Annotated in this window: 24 protein-coding genes; 6 read left to right on the top strand and 18 right to left on the bottom strand. The window is 68.4% G+C overall.

All coding sequences use genetic code 11. From position 1 onward, the window contains the following. Positions 1 to 572 precede the first annotated feature (572 nt). From AB0G52_RS37390 to AB0G52_RS37370, 5 genes are all read right to left on the bottom strand, one after another. Complete coding sequence (locus tag AB0G52_RS37390) at positions 573 to 2756, bottom strand: serine/threonine-protein kinase (protein WP_361343225.1); 2184 nt, start codon at positions 2754 to 2756, stop codon at positions 573 to 575. A gap of 256 nt (positions 2757 to 3012) precedes the next feature. Beyond that, positions 3013 to 3576: a kinase gene (locus tag AB0G52_RS37385; RefSeq protein WP_361343222.1), complete on the bottom strand. Its 564-nt coding sequence runs from the start codon at positions 3574 to 3576 to the stop codon at positions 3013 to 3015. Further along, positions 3573 to 4385 (bottom strand): DUF6042 family protein, encoded by an 813-nt coding sequence (locus AB0G52_RS37380; protein WP_361343219.1) that lies wholly within the window; start codon positions 4383 to 4385, stop codon positions 3573 to 3575. Before AB0G52_RS37380 ends, AB0G52_RS37385 begins: the two co-directional genes overlap by 4 nt. Positions 4386 to 4451: 66 nt before the next feature. Then, entirely contained in the window at positions 4452 to 4961 is a 510-nt protein-coding gene (locus AB0G52_RS37375) for a hypothetical protein (protein WP_361343216.1), read from the bottom strand. 129 nt (positions 4962 to 5090) lie between these two features. After that, positions 5091 to 5261, bottom strand: a complete 171-nt coding sequence (locus AB0G52_RS37370) for a hypothetical protein (RefSeq protein WP_351230400.1) — start codon at positions 5259 to 5261, stop codon at positions 5091 to 5093. A gap of 249 nt (positions 5262 to 5510) precedes the next feature. On the opposite strand from AB0G52_RS37370, the gene AB0G52_RS37365 reads away from it, so the two are divergent. Next, positions 5511 to 6581 carry a hypothetical protein gene (locus tag AB0G52_RS37365; RefSeq protein WP_361343213.1) on the top strand — a complete coding sequence of 357 codons (1071 nt, stop codon included), beginning with the start codon at positions 5511 to 5513 and terminating at the stop codon, positions 6579 to 6581. Between the two features lie 251 nt (positions 6582 to 6832). Here the strand turns inward: AB0G52_RS37365 and AB0G52_RS37360 are convergent, their stop codons facing one another. The 10 genes from AB0G52_RS37360 to AB0G52_RS37315 form a co-directional block, all read right to left on the bottom strand. After that, positions 6833 to 7612, bottom strand: a complete 780-nt coding sequence (locus AB0G52_RS37360) for a hypothetical protein (protein ID WP_361343210.1) — start codon at positions 7610 to 7612, stop codon at positions 6833 to 6835. A gap of 212 nt (positions 7613 to 7824) precedes the next feature. Beyond that, positions 7825 to 9861 (bottom strand): hypothetical protein, encoded by a 2037-nt coding sequence (locus AB0G52_RS37355; protein ID WP_361343207.1) that lies wholly within the window; start codon positions 9859 to 9861, stop codon positions 7825 to 7827. After that, complete coding sequence (locus AB0G52_RS37350; protein ID WP_361343204.1) at positions 9861 to 10061, bottom strand: hypothetical protein; 201 nt, start codon at positions 10059 to 10061, stop codon at positions 9861 to 9863. Before AB0G52_RS37350 ends, AB0G52_RS37355 begins: the two co-directional genes overlap by 1 nt. 827 nt (positions 10062 to 10888) lie before the next feature. Beyond that, on the bottom strand, positions 10889 to 11152 hold the full coding sequence (locus AB0G52_RS37345; protein ID WP_361343199.1) for a hypothetical protein: 264 nt from the start codon (positions 11150 to 11152) through the stop codon (positions 10889 to 10891). Continuing rightward, positions 11149 to 11454: a DUF6247 family protein gene (locus tag AB0G52_RS37340; protein ID WP_361343228.1), complete on the bottom strand. Its 306-nt coding sequence runs from the start codon at positions 11452 to 11454 to the stop codon at positions 11149 to 11151. Before AB0G52_RS37340 ends, AB0G52_RS37345 begins: the two co-directional genes overlap by 4 nt. A 143-nt stretch (positions 11455 to 11597) precedes the next feature. Then, the gene (locus tag AB0G52_RS37335; RefSeq protein WP_361343196.1) at positions 11598 to 12152 is read right to left on the bottom strand and encodes an XRE family transcriptional regulator; all 555 of its coding nucleotides are present in this window, start codon (positions 12150 to 12152) and stop codon (positions 11598 to 11600) included. A 141-nt stretch (positions 12153 to 12293) separates the two neighbouring features. Then, positions 12294 to 13655 (bottom strand): DnaB-like helicase C-terminal domain-containing protein, encoded by a 1362-nt coding sequence (locus tag AB0G52_RS37330; RefSeq protein ID WP_361343193.1) that lies wholly within the window; start codon positions 13653 to 13655, stop codon positions 12294 to 12296. Continuing rightward, entirely contained in the window at positions 13652 to 14806 is a 1155-nt protein-coding gene (locus AB0G52_RS37325; protein WP_361343190.1) for a hypothetical protein, read from the bottom strand. Before AB0G52_RS37325 ends, AB0G52_RS37330 begins: the two co-directional genes overlap by 4 nt. Then, complete coding sequence (locus AB0G52_RS37320; protein WP_361343187.1) at positions 14803 to 15147, bottom strand: hypothetical protein; 345 nt, start codon at positions 15145 to 15147, stop codon at positions 14803 to 14805. The genes AB0G52_RS37325 and AB0G52_RS37320 overlap by 4 nt, the downstream gene beginning before the upstream one ends. A gap of 265 nt (positions 15148 to 15412) precedes the next feature. Next, on the bottom strand, positions 15413 to 15694 hold the full coding sequence (locus tag AB0G52_RS37315) for a helix-turn-helix domain-containing protein (protein WP_361343185.1): 282 nt from the start codon (positions 15692 to 15694) through the stop codon (positions 15413 to 15415). Positions 15695 to 15801: 107 nt separating this feature from the next. On the opposite strand from AB0G52_RS37315, the gene AB0G52_RS37310 reads away from it, so the two are divergent. Together AB0G52_RS37310 and AB0G52_RS37305 are read left to right on the top strand one after the other, a co-directional pair. Further along, positions 15802 to 16446, top strand: coding sequence for an HAD family hydrolase (locus AB0G52_RS37310; RefSeq protein WP_361343182.1), 645 nt, complete (start codon positions 15802 to 15804; stop codon positions 16444 to 16446). 4 nt (positions 16447 to 16450) lie between these two features. Then, positions 16451 to 17290: a DUF1932 domain-containing protein gene (locus AB0G52_RS37305; protein WP_361343179.1), complete on the top strand. Its 840-nt coding sequence runs from the start codon at positions 16451 to 16453 to the stop codon at positions 17288 to 17290. A gap of 7 nt (positions 17291 to 17297) precedes the next feature. Here AB0G52_RS37305 and AB0G52_RS37300 read toward each other — a convergent pair whose 3' ends face one another. The 3 genes from AB0G52_RS37300 to AB0G52_RS37290 all read right to left on the bottom strand — a co-directional run bounded on the left by AB0G52_RS37300 (position 17298) and on the right by AB0G52_RS37290 (position 19829). Continuing rightward, positions 17298 to 17861, bottom strand: coding sequence for a guanylate kinase (locus tag AB0G52_RS37300; RefSeq protein ID WP_361343176.1), 564 nt, complete (start codon positions 17859 to 17861; stop codon positions 17298 to 17300). After that, positions 17858 to 18889 (bottom strand): AAA family ATPase, encoded by a 1032-nt coding sequence (locus AB0G52_RS37295; RefSeq protein WP_361343174.1) that lies wholly within the window; start codon positions 18887 to 18889, stop codon positions 17858 to 17860. The genes AB0G52_RS37300 and AB0G52_RS37295 overlap by 4 nt, the downstream gene beginning before the upstream one ends. Positions 18890 to 19070: 181 nt before the next feature. Continuing rightward, positions 19071 to 19829 carry a GntR family transcriptional regulator gene (locus tag AB0G52_RS37290; protein WP_361343171.1) on the bottom strand — a complete coding sequence of 253 codons (759 nt, stop codon included), beginning with the start codon at positions 19827 to 19829 and terminating at the stop codon, positions 19071 to 19073. Positions 19830 to 20303: 474 nt separating this feature from the next. Here AB0G52_RS37290 and AB0G52_RS37285 point away from each other — a divergent pair, with 474 nt between their 5' ends. The 3 genes from AB0G52_RS37285 (at position 20304) to AB0G52_RS37275 (ending at position 22236) form a co-directional block, all read left to right on the top strand. Continuing rightward, complete coding sequence (locus tag AB0G52_RS37285) at positions 20304 to 21089, top strand: hypothetical protein (RefSeq protein WP_361343168.1); 786 nt, start codon at positions 20304 to 20306, stop codon at positions 21087 to 21089. A gap of 332 nt (positions 21090 to 21421) precedes the next feature. Continuing rightward, a complete protein-coding gene (locus AB0G52_RS37280) occupies positions 21422 to 21799 on the top strand; it encodes a hypothetical protein (RefSeq protein WP_361343166.1) in 378 nt (125 codons plus the stop codon). A 146-nt stretch (positions 21800 to 21945) separates the two neighbouring features. Next, positions 21946 to 22236, top strand: coding sequence for a hypothetical protein (locus AB0G52_RS37275; protein ID WP_361343163.1), 291 nt, complete (start codon positions 21946 to 21948; stop codon positions 22234 to 22236). The last annotated feature ends 409 nt before the right edge of the window (positions 22237 to 22645 follow it).

The raw sequence follows: 22645 nt of genomic DNA, 5'->3' as shown, positions 1-22645 counted from the left end.
GGCAGAGGAAGGAGCGGCGTGATGGTCGCACCCGAGGAAGAGCGGAGCGGGGAAGTAAGCCGTGCGGCGGCACGTCAGCAACAGCGCCTTCGCGGAGGCGGAGAAGGTCATCTCGGCTCTGCTGTCCGACCTTGGGGTGCAGGAAGCAAGGTCACAGCTCTGCCCCGGCCTCACGTGGAGCCGGGGCGGGTGAGCCCGAGCACGACCGGGGCCTCCCCTGTGGGTCCGTCTTCGACCCAGAACTGGTGAGCGGAGAGGATCTGCGCAGGGCCTGGTGCATGGCGGCCTGCTGGGCATGGACCAGCTCGTCGGGCAGATGGAGGGAAGCCGTAGCGTCCTGCCGCCACAGCACCCGCAGCGCATGACGACGGCCCGGGACCAGGGCCAGGCCCACCCCGGTCTCCTCACCGTTGCCTCGAGGCTGTACGGCGGCAGACCGGCCAGCAGCACGACCTCCAGCACCACACACGCCAGTTCCTCCCGCGGCCGGTGAGCGCTTCACCGCCCGGCACGGCCAGGTGTGCGAAGTAGCGTGCCTGGATCCGGTGGTCCCCGCCCTGCGGGTGCATCGGCTAGCGCCTCCAGGAGCCTTGGGGATCGCGTTCCGGCATCGTGCTCGGATGTTCGAGTCGGCCTGTGGCAGCATCGGCCAGCCACCTGGCCCACCTGTCGATGAATTCGTCCAGCTCGCCGATGACGAGGGGGGTGAAGGGCCAAGCTGCTTGCCTTGTGCCGATCCCCCCGGCGATCGCCGCGCGCCCTTGTTGGGGATCGAGGGCGAAGGGGTCCATCGCCGACAGCGTGCCGCTGAACGGGTTCGTCATGAAGGCAGTCTCAAACCACTGGTACTGCTCAGCCACCTGGGCATCGGCATACCAAAGAGAGTGACTTCTGCCTTCATAGCCGCGACGGGCCACGGTGGTCTTCACCGTGACCGTCGCGGCGGCGATCACGTCGAACGGCTGTGGCGCCCCTGCGGTTGCGGCCTCAGGAATTTCCTGGGGACCGGTGAGGGCCAGCTCGGCACCGCTGAGGTGCATCGTCCAGCCTCCCGCGCTCTCTCTGTGCACGGTGGCGGTGGAGAGAACACCCGTGATCGCCGTCAGGAGCTGCTCGGAGATGAGATTAAGAGACGTTACTGCCGCTGCGAACAGGTCCTCACGGCGTTCGGTCTCGGTGGCCTGCTCAGAAGCCTGGCGGTCGTCCTCGGCCCGGCGTGCGACCACTTCCCGGTCAGCTTCCGCGAGTGCCGCAAGTCCCCCGGTCAGTGCGCCAGCGGGGATGCGTCGCAGCCGTTCCAGCACGTTGGCGGGCGCAGGTCGCGCCTGCGGAGCCTTGTAGAGACATTCCGTGATCAATGCGGCCAGGAGGGCAGGAGCCGCGGTCAGCGGAGATGGGGTGCCGCGCAGGTGTTGGTCAGCGAAGCCCGCCTCGTCAGGACCGGTGAAAGGGGTGGCGCCCTCCAGGAGTTCGTAGGCGAGAACCCCCAGAGCATAGATGTCGCTTGCGCTGGTGGCCCGCTGGTTCTTCCAGCGCTCGGGAGCCATATAGGCCAGCGTTCCGTGGAACTTGTAAGTCAGCTGGGCGGTGGTGGCTTCGGCGTACCGGGCGATACCGAAATCGGCCAGACACCAGCGGCCGTTGAGGAGCAGGACGTTCTCCGGCTTGAGGTCGCGGTGCACGACCTGGCCGTCCAGATCGGTCAGCGTCTCAGCGATATCCGTCAGTACGCGTACGGCCTCTTCAAGCGCCAGCGGCCCGTTCTGCAGGTGTGCGCGAAGGGATTTCTTGGCGCGGGGCATGACGAGTACCCAGTGGTCGTCATGCTCGCCGCTGTCGATGACGGGCACGACGTTGCGCACGCCCGGCAGGTCGGTGAACAGCATCTCCCGGTCGGCCCCGGGTCTCTTGGGTACCAGCTTCGCCGCCGCTTCTGTGCCGTCTGCAGAGCGCGCCGCGTATACAGCGCCGAACCCTCCCGGGTCCCCGATGGGCTCGCCCAGGAACCACTCCTGCTTCAGGAGCACTCGCACTTCTTCCACTCCAGTGTCCGTTTCGGGTTCCGGCGCCGAGACGGGTTCGGCGGTCGGTGCCGGCGCCGCCTGTCCGCCGAACATCTTCCGGTCGGCCTCGAGGGCTTGGTGAACTTGCTGACAGGCCTCGCTGACGTAGTCCCGAAGCGATTTGGCGTGCTCGTACCGCATGACCTGGCGCGGGATCTCCATCGTCCAGCTGCCATCTTCCTGCCTGCTGCGTGAGGAAGACAGAAGCGGCTCGTTGGTGATGTACTCCGGCATAAGGCGGATGATCCGAGGGCGCATGTGTGGGAACGCCGCCTGGAGTTCTTCGGAGGTCAGCTGGACCCGGGTGACCTCATTCGGCGAACGCGGCGCGTTCCGCCACAACGCGATCATGTGGTGGAGGACCCGCATGAATGGATCACCGAGGTCGTACTTCACTTCATCCAAGGCAAAGGCCGCAGCAGCCGTCAGAGCGATCCTCGTGTCTTCGGCGAGGATGCGCGGGACGTGGGTGGTGAATCCGTACGAGAGTCCGAACGATCCTGCGGGGGCCCCGATACGCGGGAGCGAGTAGAGCACTTCGCGGGGGTTCTCCAGCCCGAACGAACTGGCCCTGTGTTCCACCCACTCCCACATCGGCCACTGACCGTCCGGGTCTTTGGCCTGCTGAGTGCCGATAGTGACCAGCAGGCCGCGTTGCCGCCGATCAAGCTCTACTTCCGTCAGGTCGCGCACGGACATCTTGTCGGAGCCCCCCGGGGTGCCGAAGCGGTGGTATTCACGCGGACGCTAGCGGAAGGAGCAGCAGCAGGACATTTGGGCTGCTCAGAGGCATAGGTGACCGGTTGTCGGCACAGGGCCAGCTGTTCATGCGGGAACTGACGCCGACGTCGCGCTGTCGTTGCACAGCACGACTCCATACACCGGGCCCCGGGGATGCCTTCACTCCCCGGGGCCCGTGGTGTGTCCGGACGCGCGGCCGGGAGGGGCGTCAGCGGTCGATCGGGAGCACCTGGTCCAGGCCGCTCTCGCGCAGGATCTGCTGGATGGTGTCGTCCAGCGTGCTTGCCGCGTCGATCACGGACTCCAGGCCGTCGGGCAGCAGGTCCTTCTCCCGATACCAGTCGCGCAAGTGGTCAGCGGTGACGTGCTTGAGGTACTCGGCATCGGGTTTCGTCGCGTGCCGCAGCAGCGTCTCGGTGTAGGGCACGTGGAGGTAGTAGCAGCGTGAGACACCTCGGTGGGCGCGCACCAGGTCCTGGAGCATCGTGCCGTAACGGTCGGCGTACAGGATGCCCTCCACGACGACGTGGAAGCCGTTGTTGAGCGCGTAGCGGGTAGTCAGGTCGATCAGGCCGATGTTGGCGCCACCGGGCCGGTCGCGTTCGCGCAGCACGATGCGGCGCAGGTTGTCTTGGGCGACGATCGCGAGGTTGCGGCCGAACTTCTCGCGCAGGCCAGCCGCGACGGACGACTTCCCCGAGGCACTGTTGCCCCGGATCACGATCAGTCGCGTGTCCTCCGTTCCTACGGTTCCCGGCACGCTCTCCGTCACGCGTCGTCGCCATTGATGGTCAGCTGCAGTCGGTGCTCGTGGAAGTGGTCCCAGTTTATGAGCAGGCAGAAGCGCTGGTGTGCCTCCAGGCGTTCCGCGTCGGCCGGCTCCTGGTCCCGCTGGACGCGGGCGTCCCCGGAGGCCACGAGTTCGGTGAGGGCGATGCGGACGTCGTCGGCATCCTGGCTGGTGGCGGCCGCCAGTCGGTCCAGGGAGGTGAGGATCTCCTGCGGCTCGCCCAGATCGTCGACCAAGTGGTTGATGAGCCCGTCGACGAGAGGGCCGGTGCGCAAGGTCCAGCGGATCCGGTCGAGCCGCTTGGCGAGGTCGGCATCCAGGGGCAGCAGGTCACCAGGCAACGGCAGCACTGGGGGCATCGACCACCGGGTGCCGTCCGGTGTCTCCTCGCGGCGCGCCAGGCCCCACGTCAGGTACAGCTCCGACAGGTCCCGCACGGTTTTGGGCACCGGGCAGCCAGAGGCCGTGAGCATGGCGCCGAACTTCTGCCAGCGATGTGCCTCGTTCGCTTCGCGCCCCTCCGGCGCCTCCTCGTAGTCCCATTCCTCATCGGGCCACGAGAACGTGAGCGCGCCGTCGAGATCGCCGCCGATCACGTCCCAGTGGCCTTCGAAAATCTCCTGAAGGAGGTCGTCCAGGGAGCCGGTGAAACCGGGCTGACTCGCGGTCCCGATCAGCATCGTCAGCGGGAAGCCCTGGCGGGGCAGGACGTGGTCCCAGCCCGAAGCCCACCAGTCGTTGTGCATCGCCAGGTCCCGGCGCGGCCCAGGCACCGACGGGTTCTCAGTCATCCGCAGCTCTTCCTCCAGGAACGGTCAAACGCTCGCAGAGTACGCACTGTTGTGCGCGAAGCGTTGTCACGCGCGCCCGACCCAGGCTTGATGGTGGGACGCGACGTGCAGCCCCTCGCGCAGGCGGCCGCGCAGGACACCAACGCGTGTCCTGCCCTCCACGACCTGCAGCCCGCTGTCTGACGGGTCCAACAGGCGTCGGGCGATCAGGATCGGCGGGCGCAGCCACGTCCCGTGCTCTTCCCAGTGGCGACCCACCTCGGGGCGGCGAACGTTGACCCAGTGCACCGGGTTCTCGGCGTAGATCTCGATACAGCCGGCGTCGGACGCTCCGGTCGGCATCTTGACGAAGTCCGCGGCCGGGATCGTCTCCAGCCGCCACCTGACGTCGCGCAGGTCGATGCCGCCGTAGTCACGCACGAAGGCGGCGTTGTCGCCGTGGTCGAAGAGGAACTGTTCGAGGACGTCGTCGGGCCAGTCCAGGGATGCCAGTGCAGGGTCGGCGCGGAAGCGGTCATAGCTGAGGCCGCCGTCTTCACGGCGTGCCATCACCGGGCTGAGGTCGCTCAACTTCATGCCGCCAGGTGTACCGCAGGTTCTCGACAGGGTTCCCCTGCTCCGGTTCGCCGGCGTACGCGCGGGTCATCGCGGTTCCGGAGGTGGAGCGGGGGCGCCCTCGGTGTGAGGACGCCCCGAATGGCTCGGTTACGCCACCAGCGTGTGAAGGCCGAGCACGGTGGCTCCTGCGGCAGCGAGCGCGGACAACGGTCCCGCGAGGGCGAAGAAGGCCACCCCGACGGTGAAGCCCGCGGTGAGGATGAGCGCCCATCGCTGGGACAGTCGCTCGGGTTCTCTCTTTGACGTACGGTTACCCACAGGACTCCTTGCTTGAGTTCCTTCGGTTTGGAGCGGCCCCGGCTGAACCCCGGGGCCGTTCGCGCGTCTGCGTGAACGGCGTGGCCGCTGAGCCCCGGTGGCGGGTCTCGTACATCCATCATCTGGTGTCAGATGGGGGCGCTGGCCGGCTCTGAAAAACGTTCTGATCCACACTGAAGAGCCATAGCTAGCTAAATTACTAGCTCTTTGATGTGGATCAGAACGTTGTGGTTATAACGGGGAGGGAAAATGCCTGACGCTCGCGAGACGAACCGGACGCGGCTCCGGCGGCTGACGCAGATGGACAAGAGCCAGGCCGTCGCCGGAGCGAACAACGCCCTGCGGGACACATGGACGGCTGGCCTCAAGCCGGGCGACATCGTTCTTCGCGTCGGCCTGGTCCAGTTGCCCGGCGATACACCGGAACGGGCGCCCCTGGTTCGGCTGATCCAGTCCCGGGGAATCGCGCTCCGCTTCTACCTGATGGCCCTCTTCGAAGCGCAGTGCCGGCTACGGGTAGGGGACCTCTGGACCAGCGACCGTCCGCTGACCGGCCTGGGCTCGTGGTCGGACTTCATCGCCGTCGACGGCGCGTACGACACCAAGTCGAAGACGTACATGCCCGACACCAAGCAGGGCAGGGACAGTAGCGACCTGCGCCTTCGGCAGATCCAGTCGGCCCTGCAGACGCTGGAGGGGCTCGGTCCGGCCCGAGCATTGGTCACCGTGCCGCGGGCGAAGGGCGGCCGGCGACGCCTGTACGCGGAGTTCTCTCTCATGAAGGAGACCGGCCGGGGTGGGCACCAGACCCCCGATTTCTACACCGTGCCCCGGAACGTCTGGTCCGTCGCGACTGTCACCGTCCCCGCCGACTTCTTCCTCAACGGCTGGATCCAGATACTCCACCCTTCCGAGGTCGCCACCTGGCTCATCTTGCGGTCGCTCAGCCAGTGGGCCCGCAACCAGCACACCGAGTCCGGGGTCTACCTGTATGGCAGGGCCCGCCAAGAGGAGTTCGGCATGCAACGGAACTCTTGGGAGGACGCCTGTCAGCGGCTCCGCGACTTCGGCCTCATCCGTCATGCCCACTCCGGCGACCTCGACAGCGACCCGGACAAACTCGGCAACCAAATGGCCGACTGGTGGGCGCGGGAAGGCCGCGAGCGGTACGAGCCCTACCGCTGGCAGGTCACCGACCGAGGCCTGACCAAGGACGCCCTCAAGATCTGCATGAGGGAACTCACCCTGCGGCAGAAGACCTTGGACGCCGGGGCCGAAACCCGGGCCCGCAAGAAGGACGAACCCCCGGCAAGTCAGTAACGCATCGCAGCCCGCCGTCCCGCTCGGTGGTGGTTCGAGGAGAGCGCAGGGCGTCGGTCATGACGCGACCGTATCGGCGGGCCGGTGCGCCGGTGCTGGGGCCGTTTGGGCCGGGCGCGCACTGTACCCAGCACCGGCCCCTGCCAGTCTTCAACAGCGGGCTCAAATACCGGGCCCGCTCCCAGCGGAGGCCCGGGTCCGGCGGTCGTCGAGTCCCTCTGCTGCGGATGGAGTCGAATACGACAGGACAGTTAGTGTGTGCGCAGCCGCTTGAGGAAGGTCCTGACCAGAGCATCCAACTCGGAATCCTTGGCGGTTTCTTCCACCAAGATTCGCTCGATGTGAACGAATCCGCTGTTTCGCCAGTGCCGATCTCTCGTGCCGTCAGCCGCCAATCGGCCGCGGTGATGCGGTCCATCGACCTCGATCAGGCCCGCCCTGCCTTCACGAACGACTAGGAAGTCGGGTGTCCATGTGTTGCCGACCCCCACGCGTCCCAGTGGCAGCGGGAGGATCGAGATGGTGGCATCGTCGGGAAGGGCGGCCTGGGCGCGCTTGAGCGCCTCATAGACCCGTACTTCCTCGCGGGAATCAAAAACGAACCCGTCGCGTCGCAGTTCGGGTTTCGGATCGGTGACGCGCGCAGCATGGTTCGTTGTGGTGTCAGCGGTAAGCCGCCCCTGAAGGGATGACCTCCAGTCCGGGGCCACGTCTGGAAGCGCTGGCCCGACGTAGACGGAGCTTGCTTCGACGCCGTTCCGTTCGGCAATCGGCAGGAGAGCGTCCCGGATCCGCGCAAGCAGGTCCTCAGTGAACCGGTCCATCAGCCACCCGGGAACCAAAAGGCGGGCATCCATCCAGTCGCCGAACCTGTTGCCAGGAGACCACTCGATGCCTTCAACATCCAGTAGAAGGGCTGCTGCCTGAACGTCTCCTTGATCGTGAAGGAACCAGGCCGTCTGTCCGAGGATGGTCTCCTCCACAGAAAGCGCCGCCTCTTCGCTTGAGACTTTGCCGACGTCTGAAGTCACCGCTCAACACTAAGACTCCGGCCTGACAATCGAACCCGGTTAGCCGGAAGGACCGCCAGGCGTCCGGGCGCAGCGCTCGCCGAGCGCACCACCGAGCGACACCGGCAGACGGGCGTACAGCGGGCTTGCCACGCGTCTCCCGTAGGACGTGCAGACGGACGCGGTGGGGGCAGGCCCGATACAGGTCTGCCCCCACCGCCGGTTCAGGGTGCTCAGTTAGTGGGTGTGGCCGGTGGTTTTGGCAGGGGCCGGCCGAGGCGGTGGACGGTGGTGACGGTGTCGGTGCGGGTGCGGTTGCCGTTGGCGTCGATGCCGAAGTGACCGCTTGCGCCGGCGACTGCGTTGTTACGCAGCGCGTACAGCTCGTTCCTGACCGCGAAGCGGTTGGGCAGGCTGGTTGGGCCGTCGCCGTGGGCGGCGGCGTTGTGCAGGGCGGTTGCGGCGGTGAGGACGGCGTCGTGGGCGACGATGGCCCAGTAGCTGCTGGTGAGGAGTTGCGCGGGGAATTGCTGGTCGTGGTGGGAGGAGGTGAAGTCCTTCACGAACGCGTTGTACAAGTCGCGGTCGGGGTTGCTGGCGCTGCGGAACTGTGCGGCGTCGGGAAAGGACGCGTACAGGACGGTGATCGGTGCGTCAGGGGTGTGGAGTGCTTCGATCTTGGGGTCGAGGGCTGCCGCGTCCGATCCGGTGACGACGGTGATGGGCTGGGCGTGGCAGCTGCGTTGGGCCAGCGCGTCGAGGAATTGCGGCAGGTACTTGACGCGGGCGGCGTAGTAGACGGTGTCGATGGTCTTGCTGGTGTTGCAGAAGTTCTGGCTGATGGTGGGCAGGATGGCGCCGGGACCACCGCGCGGGTCGAACTTGAAGTCGGAGCTGGGGTCCAGGTGCTTCTTCAGGTCGTCGATGGTCCGGAAGCCGCGGTGGAGGGATGCGGTGTACAGGTCGCTGCTGCCGTTGGGGGTCACGTCGGTACTGACCAGAGCCGCGGTGCGCGGGCCGGTGCCGAGTTCCTTGCTGATGGCGGTGAGCTGGTCGCTGTTGGACAGGGCGACACGGGCCAGTCCGTTGATCGGCCCGTTGCCGTCGACCGCGCCGGTGGCGTCGAAACCGTCCGCGGTGATCAGGTCCCCGACCATCGGCAGATTGGCCCTGCTCAGCTCCCGGGCGGCCTCGACTGTTTCTCCCTGGCTGAGCCCCAGCCCGGCCACCGCCACCAGATGCTCCGCGTCCTTGCGGGCCACCAACTGGTCGACGGCGTGCCTCCAGGCTTGCTCGGAGCTGCCCATCGAGGCCACCAGCAGCCGGATCTTTGGCCTGGCGTTCTCTTTGTTCTGCTCCTCCACGGCGGTGTAGGCGCCCTCGAGTTCGGCCACGTACTGTCCGATTGTCAGGCTGTGAGCGTCCGCCGACGTCAGCGGCGTCAGGAACGCGAACGTCACGTAATCACCGCCCTGGGTGATGTCGCTGTTCTCGGCGCCGATCGCCTTCATGACGGGCTTCAGGTCGCTGCCGAAGACGGCCGAGCCGTCGCTGCCGTCGGTGACGCCCGTGCACTCGCCGTCCGGCCCTGTCACCAGGTCCGGGTTGAACGTGCCGCAGTGCTGCTTCTTGAAGTCCTCCCGGTCCCGCTCATGCACCTGCCAGGCCACGATGGCGGCGGCGAGAACGAATACGGTGCCGACCACCAGGCCTGCGCGCAGCCGTCTGCGGCCGGCGCCCGCAAGACGCGCCCAGCGGCTGCTACCGCCGGTGGGCGGCGCGCCTTGGTCCTCCGTGGCCGCATCCGCGGTGTCCGGGGTGCCCGCCGCGGGGGATCCGACGGATGCCGGAACCTCCGCAGTGCCCGCCGCGGGGGATCCGGCGGATGCCGGAACCTCCGCAGTGCCCGCCGTCAGGAACTGGACGGGAACCACGTCTTCGGGCGGGTGCTCGTCTGCGGGCGCCGCCCGGTTCAGCGTTCTCCAGAGCGTCAGCCAGGGCTCCTGTTCGGTCTCGCTCAACCCGCAGGCGCGCAGATAGCTGACCACAAAGACCCATTGGGGCAGCGCGTCCTTAGACAGCGTCTGGGAGACCGTGCTGGGAGACAGCCTCTTGGGGCCACCTTCGCTGGCCCTCTCCAGGGTGCTGAGGCTGATGTTGCGGCTCTCACGCAGCTGAGTCAGCGCGGTACGGAACTGCTTTGGGGTCTGCACGAGCGGCAGCTCCGGCCACGTCCCCTGAGCGCCCGTCTGGTGCTCCGGCAGGGTCATCACGCACCTCCGGCTGGGCCGATGGCCAGGCCCTGTCCGCTCAGCCAAGAGCCGATCTGTGCGGAGGCGGCTCCGGCCGCCATGACCAGCCCGACGGCGTCACAGACGGGCTGTCCGCTGCACACGAGGATGATCACTACCAGCAGGATGATCGTGAAGACAGTGATCCGCTGGACCGGCGTGAGGCTCGCGCCGCACAACGCGTGATCCGCAGACGCCGCCTGTCGGCGGCGCCTGGATCGCGTAACACTTACTGACACAATTGTTCCCCTCCCTGGACGCGGCGAAGATCGCCATAAAACTCCGCACCGAACGGTTACCGGCCGTGGTGCGGTCATCACCCAGTCTCTGCCTTGGCCGCGCCCGAGGAAAACCCTTCGACACAATCGAAATCAACCCGGACAAGCGTGATTCACAAAAGGGATCCCCATTTCCCTTTTCCGCTCGAATCTGAAGAATATGGAAGCCTCGCAGCGCCCCATCCACCGGCGTCCGAATCGTTCAGCCCGGAGCCAGCCGCAGGACAGGCTTTCGCAGCACCACCGCACCTGCCGCAGCATCAGCTGACCTGGGCATCCACCGTTCCGAACGGTTCTGAACGCATCCCGAACACGAAAGATCTTGCACAGCGGACTACACGATGGTGAGCTGAACAAGCGGAACCCCGCCCTCAAAAAACGCCGTTCCCTCCCCTCCCTGGGCGCGGCAGTACATCAGTGGCGGGAAAAGGGGGTTCCTGTTACCGGCTGGAGCCCCCTCACCGCATCCGCCTCCGCAACAGAGCCCAACTATTCCAACCCCCGGTAATCGAAGCCTCTTTCCGCCGGAACCGTTACGGAAAGGCGGAACCGGCAGCTGGAACCCCCGCCCGCGCGGGAGGATCCCCGGGCCAGAGGCCGCGCCGGGCGCTCGCGACAGGCAACGCGCAGCGTCCCGAAGGGCTCGCGCAAGAGATGCCGCAAGGGAAGAAGCAAGAGACCGTGCAGGAGATACAGCCGGGCACTCGATCAGCCTGTTCGGGGCGTGGTCAGCCGAGCCAGACGATGTCCAGGACGGACAGCCGGTGCAGGGTGCGGTTGGCGAAGTAGATGACGGAGAGCTGGCCGACGGAGGCGATGCGGACGTCCTCGCCCTCCGGGTCGCTGGGGTCCCACTGCGGGAAGCCCCAGGGGTTGCCTGCGGCAGCATCCAAGACGTCCCACACGGTCTGTTCCGCGTGTTCGGGCAGGGTGGCGAGCACCTTCGCAGCCGCGGGTGACAGGCGGACCGCGTACGGCTGCTGTGGAGTCACCGGCGCCGACCCCGGATCTCCTCCAGGTCCACGAAGTCACTGTCGTCGCGGCCGGCGGCGAGGAACGCGTCGACCGCGGGCGCGGAGGCGATCCGGGCCTGCCAGGCCTGGACGACCGCGTACAGGCCGGCGAGGGAGAAGGTGCGGCGTGACTCCTCCAGGGCCGCCGTCCACTCCTGCTCGAAGGCCGGCACCCACCGGTCCGCGCGGTCGCTGGCGCGCAGCTGCGCGAGCAGTTCGGCCGGAGCTCCCGGCGCGGGCGCGTACGGGGCGAGGGGGCCGTGGTCGGGCTGCGCGCTCATCTGGTCCTCCCAGCTGGTCGTACCGCCACGGTACGCGCGCCGGGGCGCGGTGAATGCGGACATGGGCAGATCTCTCCAGCCTGGTGCACGACTTGCACCCGCTATGGCGGTGGCGGCCTCGGTAGGAGGTCGCCACCGCCGTTTCACAGGTCGAAGTCGATGTAGTCGATATCGGTGAATTCGACTTCCAGGTCACCGGCGCGTCGTCCGCCGTCCCGGAAATACATGTCCTGCAATCCCTGTGCGACGATTTTTGAGAGTTCGCTGTCTGGTGCTCCGCTTTGGTAGGCGGTGAAAAGACGGCTTGCGTATTCAGGTGGGAGGGATTGTGTGATGCGGCGCATTCGGGGGTCGTCGGTGGTGCCGGGGGCTGCGGTGTATCCGAATGCGGCGCGGGTCTCGATGACGATTCCCTTTGCTGCGGCTGCGGCTTTCATGGCCCGGCTGCGTACTCCGGGCTGCCAGCGGGCCCTTACGGCGTTTTCCAGGCGGCTGGCAAGGTCGCCTCGCGGGGACTTGAACTGGCCCTTCACGTAGCGCTCTACGGTGCGCTGCGAGGTGCCGAGCAGCTGCGCGGCCTGGCGGGTGCCGCCGAGCTGGCGCACGAGGTAGCGCATCTGGGCGCCGGCGGTTTTCGGGATGGGGCGGGTGAACGCTTCCTGGAGGGCGCGTTCCAGGCCGTCTCCGATGAGGCCCATCGGGACTTCCTTCCTTGATCGTCTGTGTGGCGCTGTGAGCGTCGATCTCTGGTTCGCGCGGGCGACGGCCCGGCGACGCCGTGATCGGCGCTGTGCGGGGCACTGAGGGCCGTTCACGGGGGTGTGCGGGCTCGGCGGCGGTCAGTCGTCGTTGAGGACGGCCATGTCGCGAACTCGGCCGTAGTGGAGTTGGTGCGCGGCGGTGACGGTGCAGGTGGGTCCGTTGCGGTTCTTGCCGATGATCAGGTCGATCTCTCCGGCGCGGGCGCTGTAGGGGTCGTAGGCGTCCTCGCGGTGCAGCAGGATGATCCCGCTGGCGTCCTGCTCGATCTGCCCGGAGTCGCGCAGGTCGGAGACCTGCGGGCGTTTGCCCTCGCGGTGCTCGCTGCCCCGGTTGAGCTGCGCGCAGCAGATGATCACGGCTCCGGTCTCCTCCGAGACGATCTTGAGTTCGCGGCTGATCTCGCTGACCCGCTCGTAGGGCGACTGGCGGGAGTTGCGCTGGTCGGTCTGCATGAGCTGCACGTAATCGATCACGACCAGGGGGGCGTGGCCGGTCTCGCGGGTGAGGCTCTGGATGCGGTGGCGTACGCGGCTGGGGGAGACGCGGGCGCTGTAGTCCATCCACAGCGGCAGGGCCCGCAGGTCGCCGAGGTGGCGCTGCATGCGTGTCCAGTCGTCGTCCTGGATGGCGGGTCCGGCGTCCAGGAGGCGGCGCAGGGAGACGCGGGACTTGGCGGCGAGGATGCGGTTGTTGACCTCGGTCTGGCCCATCTCGATGGAGTGCACGAGCGTCGGCCGGCCGCTGGCCGCGTTGGCGATCGCGATGCCGAGGGTGACCGCGCTCTTGCCCATGGCGGGGCGGCCTGCGATCACGATGATGTTGCCGGGCAGCATCTTCAGGACCTGGTCCAGGTCGCTGATGCCGGTGACGGCGGCGGCCTCGGTGACGGTCTCCAGGCCTCGCATGTGCTCGTCCAGGCTGTCGCCGAACCGGCCGAAGTGCCGGTCGGCGTCCCGGTCGCCAGCCGCGAGGAAGTCCAGTTCGGTCTGGACGGCGCGGACGGTGTCGGTCACGGCGTCCGGCGCGGCCTGGCGGGCCATCTGCAGGCCTCGCCCGAGCGCGGCCTGCAGAGCGCGGACCTTGGCGTATCCGTGGACCAGGGCGGCGTAGTGCTCGACCTCGGCCGACGAGCATGCGGCCAGGGTCATCTGGGACAGGGCCACCCGGCCGCCGATCCGCTCCAGGTCGCCGGTCCGGCTGAGTTCGGCAACGACCATCGGCAGGCCGGTGGGCTGGTTCTGCCCGTGCAGGCGGGCGATCGCCTGCCACACGGTCTCGTGCGCGGGCCGGTACCAGTCGCCGTCTTCGATGATCCGGGACGCGTCCGCGACGGGGTCGTAGGCGGGGGTGGCCAGCATGCAGGCGCCGAGGATCGCGGCCTCGCCGTCCTGGTCCGCGACCGCCGGCTGCTCAAGGACCGTGGTGGTGTCGGTCGTCATCGCTGCGCCTCCCCGGCCGCGGCCGCCGTCACGCCCTGGTGGCTGCAGCGGCGCATCGGTGCGTCGTCGTCGTCATCGAGGAGCCAGCCGTTCGGGTCGCACGCCGTGCACGCCGCGACCAGCGCCAGACGGGCCGCCGCCGCGTCCGGGCCTCCGCCCGTGCCCGCAGCCGCCGGACGCGGCTTGACCATCGCGTACAGGCGCAGGTCATCCACCCACCCCGGCAGGCACTTGGCCCACGATGCCGCGCCCTGGGTGTTCTTCAGGATGTCCGCCTCCAGCAGGGCCCGCCCGGCGTCGTCCAGGTCGGCGAGCAGGGGCCAGCCCTGGTCCCGCATGGCACGCAGCAGACGCGGCGCGCACCGCTTGGCCGTGGCCGCACCCGCCTGCCAGCGCTGCATGCCGGCCAGGAAGGCGGCGGCGTCTCGCAGCTGCTTGTCGGTGAACTCCGGCGCACGCTCCCGCTGCCCCTGCTGCTCCCTCTGTGACGGGAACGACCGTGCGGGGCCGGTGAGGGGGTTGGGGGAGGAGGAATCCTCCTCCCCCGGGGGGTGTGGGGGGGGCGAGACTCTTCCGTTGGAATCCAACGTGTCGGCCTGACCTGCATAGACGTTGGATTCCGACGCGTTGGATTTCAACGTGTCGGAATCCAACGCGTTGGAATCCAACGTGTCGGCCTGACCTGCATAGACGTTGGATTTCAACGTGCCTGCACGCGGCCCCTGCCCAGGACGCGTTGGATTTCCACGTGTCGGCCTGACCTGCGACGCAGCCTCAGTGCCGGCCTGGACGTACTGCGGGTTGTTGGCCGGGTTGCGGTAGACCGCGAATGCCCACACCGGGCGGCCGGCGACCTGGTCGTAGCCTGCTCGGCGGTGGTTGACGTGACCGGCCTTCTTCAGCCGCGCCATGACCCCGCGCAGGCGCGAGTCGCCCATCTTCCAGCCCGACTCCTGGAACTCCTTGGCCAGCGCGGCGACCCCGGCCGGCTTGCCCGGGTCTCGCAGCAGCAGCCGGATCAGGACCCCGTAGTCCTCCGGCTGCAAGACCGGGTCGTGCGCCAGGGCGAAGGGGACGACGACTTCCTCCGGGGGCTCCCAGGCCCGCTCAATGGTCGACGCCGCGAACTCTTCTGGAGACATCTTCTTCACAGGGCACCGTCCAGGCCCGGAGCGACAAGACCCTCGGCAAGGAGGAACTGCACAGCGGCACGGACGTCGTCCAGCGCGACCGGCGTCATGCCGTCATCGCCGTACATGCCCAGCTCGGTGAGCGCCGACCAGATGGCCTCCGCACTGCACGGCTGCCCCTCCTGCTCGCGGGTGCGCCAGTGCAGGAGCACCGCCAAGCGCAGCGGAACCGGGGCGCAGAGCTGGAGGTCAGCAGCGGTGATCCTGACGCCGTTCTCTTCCCGCGGCTCATCGGCCAGCACGAAGACAGCGTTCTCGAAGTCGTCATCGGACAGGTGGTGCGTGCTGTGCAACTGGGTCATCTCCCCAGGTAGGGGAGTCGTGACCAGGGAATGTGATCTAGTGCCTGGCCCGGAGTAGTGGCGTTGCGCTATGGGTTGCGCATACTCTGGGTATAGGTGACCACGCGGGCCAACGGCCCACGGGCATCACCCGGCAGACGAGGTCACCTCGCTGCTCACGACTCGAAGCTTTTTGCAGGGCGAGCGAGTCGGACTTGGAAGCGGCTCCTGTTGTGGCGACAGGGGCCGCTTCGCATTTACGGAGATCGGGAGCGCATCGGGCTTCTCAACCTGCCTCTTGGCGAGTCGGTTCCGGGTCGGACATCGCTTCTGGGTGCTTATCGGCCCAACCATTGAGGAGTCGGACATAAGCTTCGAGGTGATGTCGGCGCGGCTTGGCTGTTCCGGTTTCCCAGCGGTGGAACGCGACCCTGGTGACACCGAAGACCTCGGCGACTTCTTCCTGGGTGAGCCCGTCGGCCTTGCGGAGACGCGCCCGGATTTCCGGCGGTGGCATGGTGTCCGGCCGTGCGAGTAGAGCGTCGACTGCATCGAGTAGTTCAGACACTGGTCCCCCTCTCCTCACGTGATCCAGAACTATACATAAGTCTTCACTCTGGGCTGTGTAGTTGCTGGCGTGTCAGGCGAAGATCTTGTCGAGCTAGGGTCACCAGCATGCGTTTCGCTCTCTTCGACCTGGACGGAACCCTGGTCGACCGCCGATCCGCCTTCCCGGATGCCATCGCTCAGCTCAGCGCCGACCACGGCTACGGTCCCGAGATCGAGCGCTGGCTGATCGCCCAACTGTCGGACCGCGCGGACCACAGCGACTTCGAGCGTCTGCGCGTCACCTTCCAGCTCAACGAGTCGGCCGATCATCTGTGGCGCGTGTACGTGGACCACATGGCGGCCGCCATCACCTGTCGCCCAGAAGTCCTCGAGGGCCTCGCCGAACTCCGGGCTGCGGACTGGACGATCGGCATCGTCTCCAACGGAGCGAGTGACATCCAGCGCGCAAAACTCGCCGCAACCGGCATCGCTGACCTCGTCGACGGCGTCGCGGTCTCCGGCGACCTGGACGTACGCAAACCCGGCCGCGAGCTCTTCGCATTCGCGGCCGCGCTCTGCGGCCTGAACCTGACCGACGGTGGCTGGATGATCGGCGACGACCCGGCCGCGGACATCGGCGGCGGCCACATGGCCGGCCTGCGCACCATCTGGGTGCGCGGCCGCCCCTGGCCCGATCTCCTCCCCGCCCCGCACCGCACCGTCGACGACGTCACCGACGCCATCACCATCCTGCTCAACGAGAGGCAGTAGCACCGTGGAACAGCCCACCGTCGGCATCCTCCACCCCGGAAGCATGGGCGCGGGCGTCGCCGCCTGCGCCGCGGCGAACGCAGCCTCCGTCCTGTGGTGCACGGCCGGACGCAGCTCCGCCACCATCGCGCGCGCCGAGCAGTATGGCCTGACCGGGGTGGCCACCTTGCCCGAGCTGCTGGAGCGCAGCGACATCGTCATCAGCCTCTGCCCGCCGGCCGCCGCCGAGGACCTGGCCCGCGAGGTCGCCGGGCACGCTTTCACCGGGGTGTACGTGGAAGCGAACGCCATCAACCCCGAGCGGACAGCGCGGATTGCCGAGTTGCTCGGGTCCACGGCGACCGTCGTGGACGGCGGAGTCATCGGCTCCCCACCCGTGGGCGGCAAGAGCCCGACGCTGTACCTGTCCGGCCCGGCCGCTGCGGTCGCCGACGTCGAGGCGCTCTTCGTGGGCACCGACGTGCAGACGGGCACTCTGGGCACGGAGATCGGGAAAGCGTCCGCGCTGAAGCTGGCGTACGCCAGCTTCCAGAAGACTTCCCGCGTGCTCGTGGCAATCTCGGTCGGCCTCGCCCACGCGCACGGGGTCGACCAGGAGCTCCTGCACGTCGCCGGCCGGCGCAGCGATTCGTACCTCGCAGAGCCCGAGTACATCGCCAAGACCGCAGCACGCGCCTGGCGGTGGGGCCCGGAAATGGAAGAGGTCGCCGACACCCTCGAGGACGCCGGCCTCCCCCCGGAGATGCTGCGCGCGGCCGCGTCCACGCTGGCTCGGTGGAACGACGCCAAGGACGACGCCGAGCTGACGCTCACCGACGCCCTCGACAGGCTCGCCCAGCCGTAACCCGCCCTCATGCTGTCGCCGCCCCCGCCCGCTGCACCAGCAGCTGGTCGATGAGTCGCGCCGACTCTCCCGGTGACGTCACCGCGGTGTCGACGGTCAGGTCCCAGACCATGTCCGAGTGCGCGTCCAGGTCCTCCCGGGTCGCCTCCCATGCCGCCAGCCGCGCACCGGTATCGCCGTCGCCCCGTGCGCCGGACCGGTGCGCGGTCACCTCCTTCGGGCACCACAGCAGCACCGTCGACCAGACGGCCGGGTAGCCGTCGACCACAGCGCGGATGCCGTCGACCTGCCCGAGGTGCACCACCGGCACGCCGGCTGCGAACGCCGCGGCGAGACCAGGCCGGTCGATCGCGTAGACGTTGCCGTACCGCCGGTTCGCATAGACGACGTCGCCCGCGACCTCCAGTGCGAGAAGTTGCTCGGTAGTTCCCATCCGGTAGCCGTCGCGCTTGCCCGAGCCGACCTTGAGCCGCTCGAACTGTCCGTACCGGCTGTCGAGTTGGGTCAGCGAGCGGGACACGGTGTCCTTACCCGCAGCCGGCGGCCCGTAGAGGAGGACACCGCGGTTCATACGGCCACCGTGCCGATCGCCTGCCGGGCCTGGTCGGCCAGCGAGATCGCGGCGCCCATCCGGTTGTCGACCACGAGGTGAGGGACGGACGGACGCAGGTTCACGTCGACGGTGGCGATGTACTCCTGCCACCGCTCCAGCTTCCAGGCGTCCCGGGCCGCGCCGCGGTGCGAGATGTACTCGTGCATGGACTCCGGATCGCACTGCACCCAGATCGGCGCGACGTCGACCCCGTGCGACGCGCATTTATTGATCAGGCGCTCCATCCACGCTCGGTCTGTGAGCTCGGCGATGAAGGGGGCGGTGACCACGGTGCTGATGCCGCACGACACGTTCGAGTAGACGGCCTGCATCAGCGCGGCGTACTCGGCGGGCCGGACCTTCTCGCGGTACAGGTCAGTGTGCCGGTCGTGTGCCTGCGAACCAAGGGCGGCCAACAGCGGCTCGACCAGCGGCCGTGTCAACGGGTCCTTGTCGACCAACGGCCAGCCCGTCAACTGCGTCAAAAAGCGGGCGAACTCGGTCTTGCCGCTCCCCGCGAAGCCGCCGACCAACACGACGCAGGGCCGGTGAGGGTCACCGCCGGTACGGCGGCGCTTCCACGCCTCCATCACCCGCTGCTGCCAGCTGTAGTTGTCGAACCCGTCCCCGTCCGCGATCCGCGTCAGCGCCCGCTCGACAGCTATCACGTGCATGCCGTTCCGCTGTTCAGGAAGCGGCGTGACCTCGAACTTCGTCTCCTCACCCGGTAGCGCCGGCCGGAACCCCAGCGACGGCTCCGTCGCCCGGTACAGCAGGCAGTAGGCGCGACGGTAGGGCGGCCCGGGGTAGCTCTCGCCCGTCTCGTGCTGGCTCAGGGTCTGAGGGTTCGCGGCCGGCACGCCCTTCAACCCGGCTTGCTCAGCAACCAGCCGTAGCCGCTCACCGGCCTCCTCCAGCGTCAGCCCATGCCGCTCCCGATGCTCCCTGAGCTTGTCCGGGCGCCAACCTGCGCGCTTACCCACCCCGTCAGCCTCCGTCTTCACCATGATCCGGAGCCTAAGCGCGGGCCCCGAAAACCCGTGTGTAGCTACTCGTTGAAAACGTGTTGAGGAACTCGTGCACTGAAGTGACGAGCTGTTCGTGATGTTCCTCCGGGCTTGCGCCGGGTGTGATGGCCCCCACAGATTGAGCTATCGGGTGGAGGCCTCCGTGCCGGAGTCGAAGTGCCTACGCGTCGAATTCGTAGTCCAACACGTACGCGGCCGAATCCATGGTCATCTCGTTGATCTCTACGACTCGCCCTTCAGAGTCGAAGGCCGTGCGGGCCAGCTTGATGACCGATCTTTCAGTGGGGATGGCAAGGCGGGCCGCCTCTCTGACCGTGGGCATGCGTACGCGGACCTCTTCCCGGTAGCGCGCCGGCGCGTGGCCAAGGTCCGTCAGGCGCGCGTAGATCCCGCCGGGTCCGGTGTCTGCTTGCGTGATGGGAGATCCCTCAACCAGCGACTGGGGCAGATACGACTCAGCGACCATCACGGGGCGCCCGTCCACCAGGTACCGACGGCTTCGTACGCAAACCGTCTCTCCTGGAGCCAGCTCAAGCACGTCCCTGATGTGGGACGGAGGAAGGACGCTCTCCGAGACAGCGATCTGATCGACATCCGGCAGTCGTTCGTCTGCGGACCAGATCGTCTTTCCGCTTCCCCACTGGTCACGGGCCAGTCGCTTGATGCCGTGACGTCGAATGAGCTCGAACGACATGACACGAGGGCTGGCTCCTTTCCTCATTTCGATGAGGCCTTCTGTGCGCAAGATCTTCAGTGCCGTACGGGCCGTGAGACCGGCAACTTCGTGCTGCTCGGCCAGCGCTTTCTCTCCCGGCAAGCGATCACCAGGCCCGTAGTCGCCCCGCTCGATCGCCGCCTTCAGGTCGTCAGCGATCTGCTGAGCCTTGGTGGGTTGTGCGCCGGTCTCGTCTGCTGCCATCTGTCTCCCTACCTCGGTAACGATCCTATGGGTGATTGCTACCGAGGTGCCCTGCGGGGCGCCTTGGCGGGTCGGGGCGGCTACAGGATACCGAAAAATTCCAACCTCGATAACGAGGTCATTGACATTGGTAGCGATGGTGGTCTCTACTGGACCCCGCAACCTCGTTAACGATGTCGCCGCCGGGTCCGCTACGGACCCGGCTCCCCCATCCGGAACCGCTTCTGGAGCGGCGCCGGACGAGGGAGCCGGAACGTTGGCTCCCCACTGCAAGGCCGCAGGAAGCCCCTTCCCCTAGTTGGGGAGGGCCGGGGTGATAGCACCACCAAATCCCCCGGGAGATGGCTCCTGTGGTGCACGTAGCAGCGCAGATGTGCTGTCCGTCCATCAGGACGCCGGGCTACGGCCTGTGCGGCCTGGCGGGCGGAGAAGGCATCGCGACGCACCCCCACCCCTCCGACATGAGGAGTCGTCTTGACCACGACCGCCACCCCGACGGCTCGTAAGCGGTGTCGCAAGACCCGCACCAAGAAGGTCAACCCCCGCCCGCCGATCGTCGCCTCCGCTCTTGCGGCCAACGAGATCGACCTTGCTCCAGGCCGGGAACACCTGGTCTGCCCCGGCTGCCGTACCTGGTGCCCGATCACCGGCATGAACGGCACTCCGAAGCTCGTGCCCCACCACACCGACCGCGCCGGCACCCCGAACCCCCGCCGCTGCACGGCTGGCAGCGACCGCCGCGTCACCATCGACATCGCCGTCGACGATTGGCACACGACGCTGATCGAGGCCCGTCCCACCACCGCCTCCCGCCGCGCCACCAAGGTGCTGCCCAAGCCCAAGACGATTCCGGCCCCGGCCGCGAGCCAGCTCAAGCCCGCCCCGCTCAGCGCCGAGACGGTCCGCCGTGCCTTCCGGCAGCACCAGCAGCATTGCCGGGCCTGCGAGGGCGAGATCACGGGCCGCGACGGAATGCCGCTGCCCTGCCGTGACGGCGAACGCCTCGCCGTCACCTTCCTCCGCCTGCTCCGCCAGGAACCCCGCCGCCGCGCTGTCCGCGACTTCTTCGCCCAGGAGCGGCGCCGGTTCGACCGCCAGTACGCGGCCGCCGCTCCCACGCGGGCCGCACAGTGGGAGGCCGTCCTCCCGAAGGTCGCGGACGCTGACACCCTGCGCACCCGGCTGCCCGTCGGTGACGTCCCGGCGGAGGCACCCGCCGTCCCGCTCACCACGCTTCACCCGAAGCGCTCCGCGAGCTGACACCCGGACGAACGACCGCGGCCCCGGCCATCCCGAGAGATCGGGGAGGCGGGGCCGCGGTTGCTCGTACGACAGCCGGCTCCCGAGCGCGCAGGAAGGGACCAGACGCACAGCGAGATCAACCAGGTTCTCGATGACCTGGACGATCGGCGCTGCACACAGAGCACCTGACGCAGCACCTGCGCTGCCCGTCGCCGACCGCGCCCCTTCCCGGGGCGCGGTCGGCGACGGAGTGCGCAGGACGCACTCACGCGATGGACCCCCGGGCGGCCACCCGGGGGTCCTGTCGCAGGTCAACCCTTCGTGAGAGGACGACCCACCACATGCACAGCATGACAGTCACTCCTGCCCTGAACTCCCGCCCCCCGCTGCCGAAGCGGCCGCTCCCGCACGAGAAGACGCCGGACCGACCGGGGACGTCTGGGGCGCGTCCGCACCCGCAGCGTGACGCGCGGGTCGACGCCGAGATCGGCCCCCGCGCGGTCGGCGCGATCTACCAGACCAGCATCAGCGCGTATGAGGTCCTGGCGGTCATCCGCGATCCCGAGCGCGCGAGCGCCCTGCTCAAGCGCACGGCGCTGTGGGCGGTCATCGTCCGCGACATCATGCGCGCGGACGCCGAGCCGTACGCGGTCGGCGACACCTGGACGACGTCGGACCACCTGGTCCGTGAGGGCCGGACCCCGGCCTCGTTCGCGCCGGCCGCCTGACGATCCGCCACGGTCCGCCTCCCGCCTCCCGCCCCACGGCGGGTGGGTGGGAGGCGGACCGTGGCTGGCCGTCCGGCCAGTCGCAGGCGGCGGCCCGGAGGTGGAGCTCCGGGCCGCCAGTACAGGAACTCACGAAGGGAGTCCCTGTGATCGACAGCATGTCACGCACCCGCCCCGCTCCGGCAGCCCCGGACGCCAACCGCCGACTCGGTCAGCACCTCCTGGCCGTCGTCCGCGAGCAGGACGCCCGGATCCCCGCCGAACGGCGCGCCCCGCGCACCGTCGCCGAGATGCGCGCCCGCCTCGCCGCCGTCGCCCTCGACGACGTCGAGCAGGGCGCATGCGGCCTGTGCGGGCGCTGGACCCCGTGCGGGCCCTGCGGCGATTCGCTGCAGCGGGCCACGGCCGTCCCGGCCGCAACGGAGGTGACGGTATGACCGCCGCCGTCCTCAGCCTCACCGACGAAGAGCGCGCCGAACTGTCCCGCAAGGTCGCCGAGGCCAACAAGCAGTCCCAGAACCGCCCGCGCGGATGACCCACCTCATACAGGCAGCCCGGGCCGCGCAACAGCGTGCGGCCCGGACCGTCGCCCGGCTCGGCCCCGCGCACCCGCTCGCCCGCCGGCTCATCGCCGCTGCCGCTCGCGCAGCTGGCGCCGCGTGGGACGCGGGCCACCGCGTCGCCGACCTTCACCACCGCACGACCACCGCCGTCCCCGCCGACTCCGGCGCGGACGGATCCGCCAGTCCGGCACCGCCACCTCTGCCGACTGCCTGACCCGCCCGGCCCGGCCCCCACCCTCCCCCGGTGGGCCGGTCCGGGCGCGGTCCAGGGGAGCCGCGCAGC

The organism is Streptomyces sp. NPDC021562 (genome assembly GCF_040640875.1).
Taxonomy (GTDB): domain Bacteria; phylum Actinomycetota; class Actinomycetes; order Streptomycetales; family Streptomycetaceae; genus Streptomyces.
Note: the sequence above shows the minus strand (reverse complement) of the source record. Positions and strands in the feature narration are given on the sequence as shown.

What these genes read in the sequence shown, in the direction of transcription:
- AB0G52_RS37380 (WP_361343219.1), bottom strand. Translation starts at nt 4,385, where the DNA reads ATGACTGAGAACCCGTCGGTGCCTGGGCCGCGCCGGGACCTGGCGATG.
- AB0G52_RS37310 (WP_361343182.1), top strand. Translation starts at nt 15,802, where the DNA reads ATGCGTTTCGCTCTCTTCGACCTGGACGGAACCCTGGTCGACCGCCGA.
- AB0G52_RS37375 (WP_361343216.1), bottom strand. Translation starts at nt 4,961, where the DNA reads ATGAAGTTGAGCGACCTCAGCCCGGTGATGGCACGCCGTGAAGACGGC.
- AB0G52_RS37280 (WP_361343166.1), top strand. Translation starts at nt 21,422, where the DNA reads ATGACAGTCACTCCTGCCCTGAACTCCCGCCCCCCGCTGCCGAAGCGG.
- AB0G52_RS37355 (WP_361343207.1), bottom strand. Translation starts at nt 9,861, where the DNA reads ATGACCCTGCCGGAGCACCAGACGGGCGCTCAGGGGACGTGGCCGGAG.
- AB0G52_RS37335 (WP_361343196.1), bottom strand. Translation starts at nt 12,152, where the DNA reads ATGGGCCTCATCGGAGACGGCCTGGAACGCGCCCTCCAGGAAGCGTTC.
- AB0G52_RS37330 (WP_361343193.1), bottom strand. Translation starts at nt 13,655, where the DNA reads ATGACGACCGACACCACCACGGTCCTTGAGCAGCCGGCGGTCGCGGAC.
- AB0G52_RS37340 (WP_361343228.1), bottom strand. Translation starts at nt 11,454, where the DNA reads ATGAGCGCGCAGCCCGACCACGGCCCCCTCGCCCCGTACGCGCCCGCG.
- AB0G52_RS37320 (WP_361343187.1), bottom strand. Translation starts at nt 15,147, where the DNA reads ATGACCCAGTTGCACAGCACGCACCACCTGTCCGATGACGACTTCGAG.
- AB0G52_RS37290 (WP_361343171.1), bottom strand. Translation starts at nt 19,829, where the DNA reads ATGGCAGCAGACGAGACCGGCGCACAACCCACCAAGGCTCAGCAGATC.
- AB0G52_RS37365 (WP_361343213.1), top strand. Translation starts at nt 5,511, where the DNA reads ATGCCTGACGCTCGCGAGACGAACCGGACGCGGCTCCGGCGGCTGACG.
- AB0G52_RS37295 (WP_361343174.1), bottom strand. Translation starts at nt 18,889, where the DNA reads ATGGTGAAGACGGAGGCTGACGGGGTGGGTAAGCGCGCAGGTTGGCGC.
- AB0G52_RS37300 (WP_361343176.1), bottom strand. Translation starts at nt 17,861, where the DNA reads ATGAACCGCGGTGTCCTCCTCTACGGGCCGCCGGCTGCGGGTAAGGAC.